At 62.7% G+C, this 13,993-nt stretch carries 18 protein-coding genes; 17 read left to right on the top strand and 1 reads right to left on the bottom strand.

The annotated features are described in order from the left end of the window. Nucleotide 1 precedes the first annotated feature (1 nt). From BM052_RS17335 to BM052_RS17310, 6 genes are all read left to right on the top strand, one after another. Entirely contained in the window at nt 2-460 is a 459-nt protein-coding gene (locus BM052_RS17335; RefSeq protein ID WP_091148915.1) for a NifX-associated nitrogen fixation protein, read from the top strand. A gap of 14 nt (nt 461-474) precedes the next feature. Next, complete coding sequence (locus BM052_RS17330) at nt 475-678, top strand: CCE_0567 family metalloprotein (RefSeq protein WP_091148914.1); 204 nt, start codon at nt 475-477, stop codon at nt 676-678. Beyond that, complete coding sequence (fdxB, locus tag BM052_RS17325; RefSeq protein ID WP_177198537.1) at nt 675-965, top strand: ferredoxin III, nif-specific; 291 nt, start codon at nt 675-677, stop codon at nt 963-965. Before BM052_RS17330 ends, fdxB begins: the two co-directional genes overlap by 4 nt. Nucleotides 966-1,040: 75 nt before the next feature. Then, the gene (locus BM052_RS17320; protein WP_255406236.1) at nt 1,041-1,664 is read left to right on the top strand and encodes a nitrogen fixation protein NifQ; all 624 of its coding nucleotides are present in this window, start codon (nt 1,041-1,043) and stop codon (nt 1,662-1,664) included. After that, nucleotides 1,661-2,053, top strand: coding sequence for a group III truncated hemoglobin (locus tag BM052_RS17315; RefSeq protein ID WP_255406235.1), 393 nt, complete (start codon nt 1,661-1,663; stop codon nt 2,051-2,053). The genes BM052_RS17320 and BM052_RS17315 overlap by 4 nt, the downstream gene beginning before the upstream one ends. Further along, nucleotides 2,053-2,460, top strand: coding sequence for a Rieske (2Fe-2S) protein (locus BM052_RS17310; RefSeq protein ID WP_255406234.1), 408 nt, complete (start codon nt 2,053-2,055; stop codon nt 2,458-2,460). Before BM052_RS17315 ends, BM052_RS17310 begins: the two co-directional genes overlap by 1 nt. Nucleotides 2,461-2,479: 19 nt before the next feature. Here the strand turns inward: BM052_RS17310 and BM052_RS17305 are convergent, their stop codons facing one another. Continuing rightward, nucleotides 2,480-3,088, bottom strand: a complete 609-nt coding sequence (locus BM052_RS17305) for a hypothetical protein (RefSeq protein WP_091148961.1) — start codon at nt 3,086-3,088, stop codon at nt 2,480-2,482. A gap of 274 nt (nt 3,089-3,362) precedes the next feature. Between BM052_RS17305 and BM052_RS17300 the strand changes: the two genes are divergently transcribed. The 11 genes from BM052_RS17300 to nifA all read left to right on the top strand — a co-directional run bounded on the left by BM052_RS17300 (nt 3,363) and on the right by nifA (nt 13,640). Further along, the gene (locus BM052_RS17300) at nt 3,363-3,683 is read left to right on the top strand and encodes a HesB/IscA family protein (protein WP_091148909.1); all 321 of its coding nucleotides are present in this window, start codon (nt 3,363-3,365) and stop codon (nt 3,681-3,683) included. A gap of 12 nt (nt 3,684-3,695) precedes the next feature. Beyond that, complete coding sequence (gene nifU / locus BM052_RS17295; RefSeq protein WP_091148907.1) at nt 3,696-4,616, top strand: Fe-S cluster assembly protein NifU; 921 nt, start codon at nt 3,696-3,698, stop codon at nt 4,614-4,616. Between the two features lie 23 nt (nt 4,617-4,639). Next, nucleotides 4,640-5,848 carry a cysteine desulfurase NifS gene (gene nifS, locus BM052_RS17290; RefSeq protein WP_091148906.1) on the top strand — a complete coding sequence of 403 codons (1,209 nt, stop codon included), beginning with the start codon at nt 4,640-4,642 and terminating at the stop codon, nt 5,846-5,848. Nucleotides 5,849-5,875: 27 nt separating this feature from the next. Next, on the top strand, nt 5,876-7,021 hold the full coding sequence (gene nifV / locus BM052_RS17285) for a homocitrate synthase (protein WP_091148904.1): 1,146 nt from the start codon (nt 5,876-5,878) through the stop codon (nt 7,019-7,021). Beyond that, complete coding sequence (gene cysE, locus BM052_RS17280) at nt 7,021-7,767, top strand: serine O-acetyltransferase (protein WP_091148903.1); 747 nt, start codon at nt 7,021-7,023, stop codon at nt 7,765-7,767. Before nifV ends, cysE begins: the two co-directional genes overlap by 1 nt. Then, on the top strand, nt 7,754-8,095 hold the full coding sequence (gene nifW, locus BM052_RS17275; protein ID WP_091148901.1) for a nitrogenase stabilizing/protective protein NifW: 342 nt from the start codon (nt 7,754-7,756) through the stop codon (nt 8,093-8,095). Before cysE ends, nifW begins: the two co-directional genes overlap by 14 nt. 2 nt (nt 8,096-8,097) lie before the next feature. Then, nucleotides 8,098-8,955: an electron transfer flavoprotein subunit beta/FixA family protein gene (locus BM052_RS17270; RefSeq protein WP_177198536.1), complete on the top strand. Its 858-nt coding sequence runs from the start codon at nt 8,098-8,100 to the stop codon at nt 8,953-8,955. Nucleotides 8,956-8,968: 13 nt separating this feature from the next. Continuing rightward, entirely contained in the window at nt 8,969-10,069 is a 1,101-nt protein-coding gene (locus tag BM052_RS17265; protein WP_091148897.1) for an electron transfer flavoprotein subunit alpha/FixB family protein, read from the top strand. 10 nt (nt 10,070-10,079) lie between these two features. Then, the gene (locus BM052_RS17260; protein WP_091148959.1) at nt 10,080-11,393 is read left to right on the top strand and encodes an FAD-dependent oxidoreductase; all 1,314 of its coding nucleotides are present in this window, start codon (nt 10,080-10,082) and stop codon (nt 11,391-11,393) included. A 35-nt stretch (nt 11,394-11,428) separates the two neighbouring features. Continuing rightward, nucleotides 11,429-11,734: a ferredoxin family protein gene (locus tag BM052_RS17255; protein ID WP_091148896.1), complete on the top strand. Its 306-nt coding sequence runs from the start codon at nt 11,429-11,431 to the stop codon at nt 11,732-11,734. Nucleotides 11,735-11,966: 232 nt separating this feature from the next. Beyond that, nucleotides 11,967-13,640: a nif-specific transcriptional activator NifA gene (gene nifA, locus BM052_RS17250; RefSeq protein WP_255406233.1), complete on the top strand. Its 1,674-nt coding sequence runs from the start codon at nt 11,967-11,969 to the stop codon at nt 13,638-13,640. Nucleotides 13,641-13,993: the final 353 nt, after the last annotated feature.

Here is a 13,993-nt window from a genome sequence, read left to right as displayed (position 1 = left end):
GATGACCGAAGCCATCCTTGATACCCCTGTCGTTGAAGGTTTCGCCGCAGCGCTGGCACGCCAGATGCGGGCGCAGGACACGCATGGCCACTGGGAGCGCAAGAGCGACTACCAGCTTCTCGAACCCTATATCGTCGACAGGGAGAAGCGCCGCGCCATCCCGATTATCGGCGATCCCGATCCCGATATGCTCTGGCGACTTGAACTGTTCTACGGCGCGATGTGCCTGGAGATCGAGCGGCGCTGCGGGCGGATGGTCAGCCCGATGATGAAGATGAGCCATGAGGGCTTCGGCCGGATGGTGCTGATCGCCGGACGTCTCGTCGTCGTGAACAAGCAGCTTCGCGACGTCCACCGCTTCGGCTTCGACAGCCTCGAAAAACTCAACTCCGAAGCGGAGAAGATGATTGGCCAGGCAGTCGAGATGATCGAGAAATTCCCGGCCGTCGCCGACTATTGAGGGAGCACAGGTCCGTGTCCGATGTCGAAGCGGTGAAGGCCGAACTCAAGAAGCTTTCGGCCAAGGCGATGCAGGCGAAGATGGACCTGCATGACTTGTCGGAGGAACTGCCACAGGGCGTCGAGAACGTCATCGCCACCGCCGAGCGCGTGCGCGATGCCTATGCCGCGCTCGACGCCAAGCGGGCGGAGCTCAAGGCCTTGGAGACGGCGGCGTGACCGCGTTCCTGACCCGGGGCGGGCGTGACTGGGTGCCCGATTACCTCGTTTCCATCGATCCCGGCGCCTGCATAGGCTGCGGCCGCTGCTTCAAGGTCTGCGGCCGCGATGTGATGACGCTCAAGGGTCTCAACGAAGACGGCGATATCGTCGATCTCGATGACGAGGACGACGATGAAATCGAAAAGCGGGTGATGGCGATGAACGATGCCGATGCCTGCATTGGCTGCGGCGCCTGCGCGCGCGTCTGCCCAACCAATTGCCAAACGCACGCGCTGGCCGCCTGAAGCAGCGAGAATACTAGCGGTTGGAAGTAATGGGAGAGGGCCGGAGACGCGATGGACGGATGAAGGAAAATGACGATGGGACGCGCCGAATCGATCTACGCAGAACTTCTCGGGCAGGGCGGGAACGCGCATGTGCTTCCCTTCGACGTTCACGTCGTCGCCTGCATTCTGGCCCTGTCGCTGTTCGAATCCGAACGTGACGGGATCAGTCTCGCCAAGGCCACCGGCCTTGACGGGGAGGAACTGAACGAGCTGTGCAGGCAGGTTTTCCCGCGCGTCAGCTTGCCCGAGGCGGGCGATCCGAGCATTGGCAAGGAGGAGCAGGCGCTGCGGGATATCCTCTGGATGAACTGCGCGGAGGCCTCGGTGTTCGAACTGCTGCTGGTGCGGCTGGTGGCCCGGCGCTGCCAGCGACCCAATCATCTCTGGCAGGACTTGGGCCTGGCCAACCGCAACGAACTATCGCTGCTGATGAAGCGGCATTTCCCGCGCCTGGCGCTGAAGAACAGCGCCGACATGAAATGGAAGAAGTTCTTTTATCGCTTGATGTGCTCGTCCGAAGGCTTTCGCTTGTGTTCCGCTCCGGTCTGCGCCGAGTGCGACGATTTCGACGCCTGCTTTGGCACCGAGGATGGCGAGGCGATGCTGGCGCGGATCGCCAACGGCAAAGTCGTTTCGGCACAGGAGCTGCGCCAGTGAAGCAGGATTTCGAACATGCCGTCTTGGCGATGGTCCGCCGGTTCTATACCCTCTCGCTCCAGGACGACCTGCTGGGGCCGATGTTCCGGGCCGAGATATCAGACTTCGATGAGCACTACGGCATAGTCGCCGATTTCTGGTCGCACGCGCTGCTGGGAACCGATCGCTACAAGCGCGGCACGCCCTATGCCCACCATACCAAGCTGACGGTGGAGGAAGCCCACTTCGATCGCTGGATGGCCGCGTTCGAACAGGCGGTGGAAGAGGAGCTTCCCGAACAACTTGTCGGTCCCGCCATGCAGCGCGCCCGGCACATGACCCAGAGTTTCAAGATGGGTATGTTGCCGCTGCCGGCACCGAAAACCAGGCCTGCCGGTGTGTCGACATGATGTCAGCGGAGCTTTTCGCCGTCTGCGCGCTGGAGGACATTCCCAACCGCCGCGCCGTTCCTTACGTGCTGGGCCGGCGAAACGAAACCGGCGACGTGGTTCCCTGGCCCATCTTCATCCTGCGCTGGGGGCGCAACGTGCGCGCCTATGAAAACCGCTGTCCGCATCGGGACACGCATCTCGACTGGGATCGCGGCGAATTTCTCGACGCGGACGGCACGCGCATTCAGTGCGGCAAGCACGGCGCCCTGTTCGATCTCGGCACCGGCCAGTGCGTGGACGGCCCGTGCCTCGGCAAGGGCCTTACCCCGGTCGACGTTACCATCGATGCGGAAGGGGATATCTGCCTGATCGGCGTCGATCTGGTCGAGGAGGACGATTTCGATAGCGGGCAGGGGGCGGAATAGGTCCGCCCCCTTAGGCCTGTCATACCGGCCGGTTCTCATTGCGATTACGCACGGGTTCCATGGCGACGACGCCGTCCTCATAGGAAATTTCGGGGAACGGCATTGTCGTTCCAGCGAGTGTCGCGAGCACGTATTCCAGCTTCTCGGCGCCGTTCATCTTCTTGACGTCGTTCTTGTCGATCCCGGTCAATTCGAGGGTCTCCTTCCACACCGTGGACTCGTCGAGCGGCAGGACCTTCGCGATCACGCCGCCGGGCAGGGCGACGGTGTACTTCTTCAGGAAATCGATGTTGTTGACGAAAAAGACATAAGTGCCGTCCGTCGTGAACACCTCGGCCAGCACCTCGCCCACGTCCTTCAGCCAGGCGAAGTTGTGGAGATAGCTGACAAGGACTGGAATCTTGCCGGTGGCGGCATCCGCGACGGCGAGCACCTGCTCAATCGAATAGGCCGGAGGCCGCGCTTCGTCGGCGACCTGGTCCTGAAAGGCCAGCGCGATATCGCCGCGGAAACCGAAGGTTCCGGCCTTGGGCAGCGGCTCCTTGAGCACGGCGTTGAACAGGCGGTGCTGTGCATCGAGCGTGCCGAAGGCGGTATCCTTCAGGCGCACGGTATCGAGTGTGGTCATCATGATCTCCTGCTGGACTTGCGCGAAGGTTCGTGCACGCGCCCGCTACGCAAGAACCGGGCCGTTTTGCGCGAATCTCCCGCGCGTCCCGGCAGCCCGCGCATAACCGTTTCGGCTTTGTGTGCATCGCAACATTGGTGCTGTTGGGATTGTGCCAAAGCCGACACGGATACGTAACAATTTCACCGGCGCTTCGCGGATTCTCGGACATTCCCGCGATTGGCACGGTGCTTGCTGCACTGCCCTCACAAGACCCCAACGAGAGTGGCTCACGATGATCGTACTCACCGACAGTGCAGTCCAGGCCGTCCGCAGCGCCATCGACAAGGCAGACGCGCAACCCGCTGGCTTGCGTATCCAGGTCGAAGCGGGCGGCTGCGCCGGCTACCAGTACAAGATGGGCCTCGTCGCCGTGCCCGATACGGACGACCTCGTCGTCCAGAGCGGCGGTGTCAGCGTGTTCATCGACGAGACGAGCCAGCCGCTCATCGCGGGCACCACGATCGACTTCGTGGTGGCGCTCGAAGGGTCGGGGTTCACTTTCGACAATCCCAACGCATCGAACAGCTGCTCGTGCGGCAAGTCATTTGGCTGACGGAGACCGACAATGTGGGAATATAGCGAGAAGGTCAAAGACTACTTCTTCAACCCCAAGAACAGCGGCGTGCTGGAGGGCGCGGATGGCGTGGGCGATGTCGGTGCGATCAGCTGCGGTGATGCGCTGCGGTTGATGATTAAGGTCGATCCTTTAACCGAAATCATCACCGATGCCCGCTTCCAGACGTTCGGCTGCGGTTCCGCCATCGCCAGTTCCTCGGCCCTGACCGAACTCATCATCGGCAAGACCATCGAAGAGGCGATGAAGATTTCCAACCAGGACATCGCCGACTTCCTCGGCGGTCTGCCGCCCGAAAAGATGCACTGTTCGGTAATGGGCTACGAGGCGTTGCAGGCTGCCGTCGCCAATTACCGCGGTGTCGAATGGGTCGATGACCACGAGGAAGGCGCCCTCATCTGCAAGTGCTTCGGCATCGACGAGGGCATGATCGAGCGCACCGTCCTTTCCAACGGCCTCACCAGCGTCGAGGAGATCACCAACTACACCAAGGCCGGCGGTGGCTGCTCGACCTGCGCCGAAGGCATCGAGGGCGTGCTGGAGCGCGTCAATGCCGAGATGGTGGTCAACGGGCTGCTGGCCGCCGACCGTGCCTTCGATCCGACCCGCGCGGTGCGCAAGGTCAAGGAGAAGAAGGTCGTTCCCGTCAGCGCCGGGGCCAAGGCTCCGCTCACCACGCTGCAGAAGATCCGCTTGATCGAGGAGACCATCGAGCAGATCCGCCCCTCGCTCCAGCGCGACGGCGGCGATTGTGAGTTGGTCGATGTCGAGGGCAACCGGGTGATCGTCAAGCTCACCGGCGCTTGCGTCGGTTGCCATCTGTCGAGCGCCACGATCGAGGGCGTGCAGGCCCGCCTCGTCGAAGCGGTCGGCATGCCGCTGCTCGTGATCCCCGCCGCGCCCGTTCACTGACCGATCCGAGGAGAGCCCTCACCATGGAACCGACCCCGGTCTATCTCGACAACAATGCCACCACCCGGACCGACCCGGACGTGGTGCAGGCGATGCTACCGTTCTTTTCCGAACAGTTCGGCAATGCCTCTTCGATGCATGCCTTCGGCGCCGAGGTGGGTTCCGCCCTCTCCGCCGCGCGCAAGCAGCTTCAGGCCCTGCTGGGGGCGGCGTTCGATCACGAGATCGTCTATACCTCGGGCGGAACCGAGGCGGACAATACCGCGATCTTCTCCGCGCTGGAAACCCAGGTGGGGCGCGACGAGGTGATTACTTCTGCGGTCGAGCATCCGGCGGTGCTGAGCCTCGTCGCTCATCTGGAAAAGACCGGGCGGGCCAAGGCCCACATCATCGGCGTTGACGCCAAGGGCCGGCTCGACATGGAGGCCTATCGCAAGGCGCTCGGCCCCAAGACCGCGATCGTCTCGATCATGTGGGCCAACAATGAAACCGGCACGATCTTCCCCGTTGAGCAACTGGCCGAATTGGCCCATGCCGCTGGCGCGCTGTTCCATACCGATGCGGTGCAGGCGGTCGGCAAGCTGCCGATCAACCTGGCCGAGAGCGAGATCGACATGCTCTCGCTCTCCGGACACAAGTTGCACGGGCCCAAGGGGATCGGCGCGCTCTATGTCCGCAAGGGTACGCGCCAGCGCCCGCTGATCCGCGGCGGCCACCAGGAACGCGGCCGCCGCGCGGGCACCGAGAACGTGCCGGGCATCGTCGGCCTAGGCAAGGCGGCCGAACTGGCATTGGCGCACATGGCTGACGAGCAGACCCGTGTCGCCGCCTTGCGCGACCGATTGGAGAAGGGCTTGCTGGAGGCGATCCCCAACAGCTTCACCACCGGCGATCCGGCCACGCGTCTCCCCAACACCGCCAATGTCGCCTTCGAATACATCGAGGGAGAGGCGATCCTGCTGCTGATGAATCGCGAGGGCATTGCCGCCAGCTCGGGTTCGGCCTGCACATCGGGCTCGCTCGAACCCAGCCACGTGCTGCGGGCGATGAACGTGCCCTACACCGCGGCCCACGGTGCCATCCGCTTCTCGTTCAGTCGCGAGAATGGGGAAGCCGATGTCGATCGCGTGCTGGAAGTCATGCCCGGCATCATCGCACGTCTGCGCGAGATGTCTCCCTTCTGGCGCGAGCGCGAGAAGCAGGGCGCCGCCTTTAACCCGACTTATGCCTGACCCTATCGCCTGAGGAAGACCCCGACCATGCTTGCCTATCAGCCCCGCGTTATCGTCAATGACAGCACGCTGCGCGATGGCGAGCAGTCTCCGGGCGTGGCTTTCAGCCTCGAAGAGAAGCTGACGATCGCCGCCGCGCTGGACGCGGCCGGGGTCGACGAGATCGAAGCGGGCACCCCGGCCATGGGCGCCGAGGATGTCGAGGCGATCGCGGCCATGGCGCAGCAAGCCAGGGGTGCGGAAGTTATTCCCTGGTGCCGCGCGACCCGCGACGATGTCGATGCCGCAGCGCGGACCGGCGTTTCGCGCGTGCACCTCTCGGTGCCGGTCTCTGACCGCCAGATTCGCGCCAAGTTTGGAACGGGGCGGGCCGATGTGCTGAGGCGCATCGAGGAAGTGGTGGGCTATGCGCTTGACCAGGGTCTGCGCGTCTCGATCGGCGGCGAGGACGCCAGCCGCGCCGATATTGATTTTCTGAAGCGTGTTGTCGTTGCCATCGAGGAAGCTGGCGGTCATCGTTTCCGCTTCGCCGATACGCTGGGTGTGCTCGATCCTTTCGGGACCTGCGACCTGTTCCGTGAACTGGCGCGCGAAACGGATATCGAGTTGGAATTCCACGGCCACGACGATCTTGGCCTTGCCACTGCGAACACCCTGGCGGCGGTGCGGGGCGGGGCCACCCATGTCAGCGTCTGCGTACTGGGGTTGGGTGAGCGGGCAGGCAATGCACCGCTTGAGGAAGTCGTCGCGGGGCTGGGCGAAACCTTGGGGCGGGCGACTGGTGTGGATCTGACCCAGCTGCCGCACCTTGCCGAGATCGTCGCGCGGGCGGCCTGCCGTTCGATCCCGGAAAACAAGCCGATCGTCGGCTCAATGGTTTTCACGCACGAATCGGGTATCCACGTTTCCAGCCTGCTTCGTGATGCCGGCACCTATGAAGCGCTCGATCCGGCTCGTTTCGGGCGCGAGCGGCGCATCCTCCTCGGTCGACACTCCGGACGCGCCGCCATCAGTTCCAGCCTCCGCTCGATCGGGCTGGAAGCCGATCACCAGCGGCTGGAGCGCATCCTCGCGGATGTTCGCGCGCGGGCTCTCTTCACCAAGCAGTCGGTGGAACTGGCCGAGTTGGCGCTGATTCACAGCCGGGCGACTATGGCGGAAGGGATCGTGTGATGCCTTTCGCGACACTCGTGGATCAGGTCTCGGCGGTCAAGAAGAGGCGCCGCCCCTCGCTGCTGGCGATGGTTCGCGAAGACATCGCTTGCGTTACCGCGCGCGATCCGGCCGCGAACAGCCGGCTGGAAGTGCTGCTGACGTATCCGGGCGTCCACGCGATTGTCTGGCACCGCATCGCCCATCGCCTGTGGCATGCCCGGCTGCGCTTTCCGGCGCGCTTCCTCTCATGGTTCGCGCGGCTTATCACCAATGTCGATATCCACCCCGCCGCGACGATCGGCCGTCGCTTCTTCATCGACCACGGCGCTGGCGTCGTGATCGGCGAAACCGCCGAGATCGGCGATGACGTCACGCTTTATCACGGGGTGACGCTGGGCGGCACGAGTTGGTCCCCCGGCAAGCGCCATCCCACTCTGGAGGACGGCGTGCTGGTGGGATGCGGGGCCAAGATCCTGGGGCCGATCACGGTGGGCAAGGGCGCGCGCGTCGGGGCCAACAGCGTGGTGGTCGATCCGGTGCCGCCGGGAATGACCGTGGTGGGCATTCCCGGCCGTCTGGTCCGCGCCGCGTCCGATCGCCGCCGTCTGAGCGGCCGGATCGACCTGGATCATCACCTGATGCCTGATCCGGTGGGAGAGGCGATTGCCGAACTGCTCGACCGGATCGACTTCCTCGAAATGCGCCTGGCCCCTCGCGAAGGCCGCGAGCCCATCTGCCCGGAGGACAGCCATGAACCTGCTTGATGATCTCCAGGGCCTGTCGAGCGCGGAGGATTTCTTTACCTTTCTCGGCGTGCCTTACGAACCGTCCGTGGTGCATGTCGCGCGGCTGCACATCATGCGGCGCATGGGACAATACTTGCATGGCAGCGAAGTGGAAGGTGCGCTTGAAAGCGCCGATGAAGACGCGCTGCTGGCGCTCTGCCGCGAGCATCTGGCGCAAGCCTACGGGGACTTCGTCGCCTCCAGCCCGATCGAGCAACGCGTCTTCAAAGTCCACAAAGATGCGATCCAGCCCAAGTCCGCACCCAGCCGGCCATTCGTGCCGCTCACGGCCCTTACCGGAGAATGACAATGCATATCGTCGTATGCATCAAACAGGTCCCCGACAGCGCGCAGATCCGTGTCCACCCGGTCACCAACACGATCATGCGCCAGGGCGTGCCGACGATCATCAATCCCTATGACCTCTTCGCGCTGGAAGAGGCGCTGCGGCTCAAGGATCGTTTCGACGCCACGGTCACGGTACTTACCATGGGTCCGCCGACAGCCGCGGATTCGCTGCGCAAAGCCCTGACTTTCGGCGCCGACCGCGCGGTGCTGTTGACGGATCGCTATTTCGCCGGCTCCGACACGCTGGCGACCAGCTTTGCCCTGTCGATGGCGCTGAAGAAAGTGGCCGAGGAATTCGGCAAGCCGGAAATCATCTTCACTGGCAAGCAGACCATCGACGGTGACACCGCCCAGGTTGGCCCCGGCATTGCCAAGCGGCTCGATTACAACCAGCTCACCTATATCGCACGCATCGTCGAGACCGACCTGCAAACCGGCACCATCAAGGTGGAACGCCGCGCTGAAGGCGGGCTGCAGGTGCTGGAGACGAAACTTCCGGTTCTCATCACCATGCTGGAGGCGAGCAACGAGATGCGGCGCGGTTCGATCGAGAATGCGCTCATCGCCGCGCGCGCCGAAGTCGTCACCTGGAACGCCGCTTCGGTGGGGATCGAGGATCTTACCAAGTGCGGTCTGCGCGGCTCGCCGACCATCGTGAAGAAGGTCTTCGCGCCGACGGCCCGTTCCGAGAAAGCGGCGATTGTCGCGGCGGAAGGCAGCGTGAATGCCAAGGCGGTCGCGTTGGTCGAGGCGATTTTCGAGAAAACACCGGCTGTCGAGCAGGAACTGCTCGAACAGGCCGCGCATCACTACGTTTGAAGGAGCGCTGACAATGGCCGAGGACAACAAGCCCGCTCCCGCATCCGGTGGCAGCCGGGCGAATACCAAAAAGGAACTGCCCGAGCACTTCAAGGCGTACAAGCACGTCTGGGTGGCGGTGGAGATCGAGCACGGGCAGGTCCATTCCGTCTCGTTCGAACTGCTGGGCGAGGGCCGGAAACTGGCCGACAAGCGCGGGGTGGAACTGGGCGCCGTGGTGATGGGGGATGCCCGCGCCAGCCTGGAAGCGGCTGCGGCCCAGTGCTTCGAATACGGTGCGGACTGCGTCTACATCGCGCAGGATGCGGCGCTGAAGCACTATCGCAATGAAACCTCCACCAAGGTCCTCACCGACCTGGTCAACACCTACAAGCCCGAGATCCTGCTGCTCGGCGCGACCAATCTCGGCCGCGATCTTGCCGGCTCGGTGGCGACCACGTTGCAGACCGGCCTTACCGCCGACTGCACCGAACTCGCCATCGACGATGAAGGCTCCCTGGCGGCTACGCGCCCGACGTTCGGCGGATCGCTGCTCTGCACGATTTTCACGTTGAACTACCGCCCGCAAATGGCAACCGTTCGCCCCCGTGTCCTCGCCATGCCGGACCGCGATGAGGGCCGCACGGGCAAGATCGTCGAGTTCGATCCCAGGCTGGTCGAAACCGATATCATCACCAAGGTGCTCGACTTCATCGCCGACCGCGATACCGACAAGGCCAATCTGCCCTATGCCGATATCGTCGTCGCTGGCGGGCTCGGCCTGGGTTCGATGGAGAACTTCCAACTCGTCAAGGAACTGGCCGCAGTACTGGGCGCCGAATATGGCGGCTCGCGCCCGCTGGTGCAGAAGGGCTGGATCACTTCGGACCGTCAGATCGGCCAGACCGGCAAAACGATCCGGCCCAAGCTCTATATCGCCGCCGGCATTTCGGGCGCGATCCAGCACCGTGTTGGCGTGGAAGGCGCGGACGTGATCGTGGCCATCAACTCCGATCCTAATGCGCCGATCTTCGAATTCGCGCATCTGGGAATCGTCGCCGATGCCATCACCCTGTTGCCTGCCTTGACCGATGCCTTCGCGGCGCGGCTGCGGGTCAACCGTCTCGCCAGTTGAGGAGGAAGCCATGGGCGAATTCAGCAAGCCGTTCGACGCCATCGTCGTGGGGGCCGGCCCTTCCGGCAACGCCGCCGCCTATGTGATGGCGAAGGAAGGGCTCAATGTCCTGCAGATCGAGCGCGGTGAATATGCCGGCTCCAAGAACGTGCAGGGTGCGATCCTCTATGCGGACGCGCTGGAGAAGATCATCCCGAACTTCCGCGAGGAAGCCCCGCTCGAACGCCACGTGATCGAACAGCGCATGTGGATGATGGACGAAAAAAGCCATTCGGGCATGCATTACCGTTCGGATGACTTCAACGAGGAGAAGCCCAACCGCTACACGATCCTGCGCGCGCAGTTCGACAAGTGGTTTTCCTCCAAGGTAAAGGAAGCCGGCGCGCTGGTGCTTTACGAGACCACCGTGACCGAACTGGTCAAGGACTTGTCGGGTAAGGTCATTGGCGTGCGTACCGACCGTCAGGGCGCCCCGATCATGGCCAATGTCGTAGTTCTGGCCGAAGGTGTGAACGGTCTGGTCGGTCAGCGTTCGGGCCTGCGTAACGAAGTCTCGCCTGACAGCGTCGCGCTGGCGGTCAAGGAAATGCACTTCCTCCCGCGCGAGACGGTCGAGGCGCGCTTCAATCTTTCCGGCAACGAAGGCGTCGTGATCGAAGCGATGGGCACCATCACCAGGGGCATGACCGGCACCGGATTTCTCTACACCAACGAGGAATCGATCTCGGTCGGTATCGGCTGCATCGTCTCCGACTTCGCGGAAAGCAATATCGGGCCCAACGAACTGCTGGAAGCGTTCAAGAACCACCCTTCGATCAAGCCGCTGCTCGCAGGTTCCGAATGCAAGGAATATGCTGCCCACCTCATTCCCGAGGGCGGGTACAAGGCGATCCCGCAACTCACCGGCGCGGGCTGGATCGTGGTGGGTGATGCCGGACAGTTCGTGAATGCCGTGCATCGCGAGGGTTCGAACCTGGCCATGACCACGGGCCGCATCGCCGCGGAAACGGTCGTTTCGCTCACCCGCAAGCGCGAGGACATGACGGCCGCGAACCTTGCCGAGTACGAGAAGCGCCTTGGGCAATCCTTCGTGATGAAGGATCTCAAGAAGTACAAGGGCATTCCGGACCTGTTGCACAAGAACAAGGGCAACTTCTTCGGGACCTATCCCAAGCTCATCAGTCAGGCGATGCAGACCTGGTTCCGCGTCGATGGCATCGACAAGATTTCCAAGGAAAAGGCGATCTTCCGCAATTTTCGCGAGACCCGCACCGTGTGGGGGATGATGGGCGATGCGTTCCGGCTGGTCCGGGCGTGGCGCTGAACGGGGGACCAAACGACAGCACAAGGAGTTCGCTGATGAGTGATGTAATCGCGGCGCCGCGCGCCAAGGTGGAAGAGAAGCTGTTCCAGAACCGCTACCTGGTCGATGCCGGCCGTCCGCACATTCGCGTCAGGCCACATACGACGCCCTCGGCCAGCCTTTTGGCAATGACCACGCTGTGCCCGGCTGGGTGCTACACGCAGAACGAATCGGGACAAGTGGAGGTCGCTGCGGACGGATGCCTTGAATGTGGAACCTGCCGGATCGTTACGCGCAACACGGGGGAAGTCGAGTGGAACTATCCTCGCGGCGGGTTCGGCGTACTCTACAAGTTCGGCTAATAGAAGGACAATTTGGCAGTTGCATTTGCGAGCCGCTATCAATTCAAATGGAGCGTACTCGCTGCTTGTCGAATCGGCAGAAATCTGAGACTTTTTCACTCCGATGTCCGTACCCCGACAGTCGATCGGGCGCAGCGGTAGCGGCGGGTATGGAAGATGTCCTGACGGCAGAAAGGTTTCCGTCATGGACAGTAGCGTCAGCCATTCAAACACGTCATCGCCCGGATCGCGCGTGAACACCTATAGCCGGCAACCTAGCCATACGCGGGCGGACATGGCTTTGCGGGGTGTTTACGAGATATCCAAGGTCCTCGCGGTTCCTGGGCGGCTCGAAACGACGCTGGCCAATGTCCTGACACTGCTGGCCAGTTTTCTCGACATGCGCCACGGTCTCGTTTCTCTGGTCGATGAAGGTGGTACGCCGGTCAATGTCGTCGGGATCGGCTGGCGCGAGGAAAGGGCCGGTATCTGGTTCGGACGGTTGCCGGAACTGGCGGTTGCGCGCATTTTCAAGACCGGCATGCCGGTGGTCGTTCCCAACATGGAAAAGAGTTCGCTTTTTCCCGGTTGGAGCTTCGAAGGTCCGGGGCAGGCAGACAGCCGCGTTTCGTTCATCGGTGTACCGATCAAAGACCGCAACAGTGTCGTGGGCACGCTGACGATCGAACAGATCTGGGATGAGACGACGACCTATCACGCGGCGGACGAGGATGTCCGGTTCCTCACCATGGTTGCGAACCTGATCGGTCAGACCATCCGACTGCTCGAAATGGTACAGCGGGACCGGGAGCGGCTGATGGACCAGCAGCGCCTGCTCGAAAAGGAGCTTGTGCGCGAACCTGCGCACAAGGGCATCCCGAGCGATATCGGTATCGTGGGCTCCAGCCCGGCGCTGCAGCAGGCGCTGAGCCAGATTCGCCGCGTCGCACGCAGCCATTCGGCGGTGCTGCTGCGCGGCGAGTCCGGCACCGGCAAGGAATTGTTCGCGCGTGCGACGCACGATTTCTCCCCGCGCGCCAAGAAGCCCTTCATCAAGCTCAACTGCGCCGCGCTTCCCGAATCCGTGCTGGAATCGGAGTTGTTCGGACATGAGAAAGGCGCCTTCACCGGCGCCGTGGCGCAGCGTAAGGGGCGCTTTGAGCTGGCCGATGGGGGCACCCTGTTCCTCGACGAGATCGGCGATACTACCCCGTCCTTTCAGGTGAAACTGCTACGCGTGCTGCAGGAAGGGGAATTCGAACGCGTGGGCGGAACCCAGACAATCAAGGTGGACGTCCGCCTTGTCTGTGCAACCAATCGCAATCTTGAGGAAATGGTGACCAAGGGCGAATTCCGCGCTGATCTCTATTACCGGATCAATGTCGTTTCGATCCGCCTGCCCGCCTTGCGCGACCGGAAAGAGGATATTCCGCAACTCGCGTGTGAATTCCTGAGGCGCTTTGACGAGGAGCATCATACCCAGCACCAGCTTTCGTCTTCAGCGGTCCGCGTGCTCCAGAACTGCTATTTCCCCGGCAATGTGCGGGAATTGGAAAACTGCGTCCGCCGTACCGCCACGCTGGCGCACGAAAACCGTATCGTGGAGGAAGACTTTGCCTGCCGCAACGACGAGTGTCTGTCGGCCACCTTGTGGAAGTCCGCTGTTTCGGCGCCGTTCCCGATCATCCAGCCGCGCACGAGCGGTGCACTGCCGGCTCGTGCAGACATGCCGGCGCACATCGTGCCGGAAAACGATGCGCCCGAAGACTCACCCGTAGACAACGTCAAGATCGGCCGGCACGAACTTTTGAAAGCGCTAGAGACGACCGGCTGGGTTCAGGCCAAGGCTGCCCGCATTCTGGGCCTAACGCCGCGGCAGATCGGCTATGCGATCCGCAAGTACGGGGTCGAGGTGCGAAGGTTCTGATTTTCCTCTTAACCCGTCCTATTCACCAGACCGGGTTTGGACGGTTGGCGGGAGTGTAACCGGGGCAAATTCCGGGGCGTAGAGGGGTATACAAACTGCCTGCGATCTGATTCACGATGTGGATGGTTCCTGGCGACGACATTGGCGATGGCAAGGCAGAGATGGCTCTGCGCCGCGCTGTCGCGGCGCTGGTTGAGCGCTGCGATCGCCTTGAAGAAGCGGTTGAGCGACTGATACGCTCGGCTTGATCAACTGACCCAGGAGGTCTTGCGGTAGGTTTCCGAGTGTGATTCGCTGTTTTCCTCGCAAGTGAGGAGGAAGCGATGGCTGCACCGATCAGGATTACGCGTGTT

This window comes from Novosphingobium sp. CF614, assembly GCF_900113255.1.
Classification (GTDB): Bacteria; Pseudomonadota; Alphaproteobacteria; order Sphingomonadales; family Sphingomonadaceae; genus Novosphingobium.
Note: the sequence above shows the minus strand (reverse complement) of the source record. Positions and strands in the feature narration are given on the sequence as shown.

Coding starts and splice junctions, on each gene's coding strand:
- BM052_RS17310 (WP_255406234.1), top strand. CDS start 2,053: ATGTCAGCGGAGCTTTTCGCCGTCTGCGCGCTGGAGGACATTCCCAAC.
- nifS (WP_091148906.1), top strand. CDS start 4,640: ATGGAACCGACCCCGGTCTATCTCGACAACAATGCCACCACCCGGACC.
- BM052_RS17255 (WP_091148896.1), top strand. CDS start 11,429: ATGAGTGATGTAATCGCGGCGCCGCGCGCCAAGGTGGAAGAGAAGCTG.
- BM052_RS17270 (WP_177198536.1), top strand. CDS start 8,098: ATGCATATCGTCGTATGCATCAAACAGGTCCCCGACAGCGCGCAGATC.
- BM052_RS17320 (WP_255406236.1), top strand. CDS start 1,041: ATGGGACGCGCCGAATCGATCTACGCAGAACTTCTCGGGCAGGGCGGG.
- BM052_RS17335 (WP_091148915.1), top strand. CDS start 2: ATGACCGAAGCCATCCTTGATACCCCTGTCGTTGAAGGTTTCGCCGCA.
- BM052_RS17265 (WP_091148897.1), top strand. CDS start 8,969: ATGGCCGAGGACAACAAGCCCGCTCCCGCATCCGGTGGCAGCCGGGCG.
- BM052_RS17300 (WP_091148909.1), top strand. CDS start 3,363: ATGATCGTACTCACCGACAGTGCAGTCCAGGCCGTCCGCAGCGCCATC.
- BM052_RS17305 (WP_091148961.1), bottom strand. CDS start 3,088: ATGACCACACTCGATACCGTGCGCCTGAAGGATACCGCCTTCGGCACG.
- BM052_RS17260 (WP_091148959.1), top strand. CDS start 10,080: ATGGGCGAATTCAGCAAGCCGTTCGACGCCATCGTCGTGGGGGCCGGC.
- nifW (WP_091148901.1), top strand. CDS start 7,754: ATGAACCTGCTTGATGATCTCCAGGGCCTGTCGAGCGCGGAGGATTTC.
- nifU (WP_091148907.1), top strand. CDS start 3,696: ATGTGGGAATATAGCGAGAAGGTCAAAGACTACTTCTTCAACCCCAAG.
- cysE (WP_091148903.1), top strand. CDS start 7,021: ATGCCTTTCGCGACACTCGTGGATCAGGTCTCGGCGGTCAAGAAGAGG.
- nifV (WP_091148904.1), top strand. CDS start 5,876: ATGCTTGCCTATCAGCCCCGCGTTATCGTCAATGACAGCACGCTGCGC.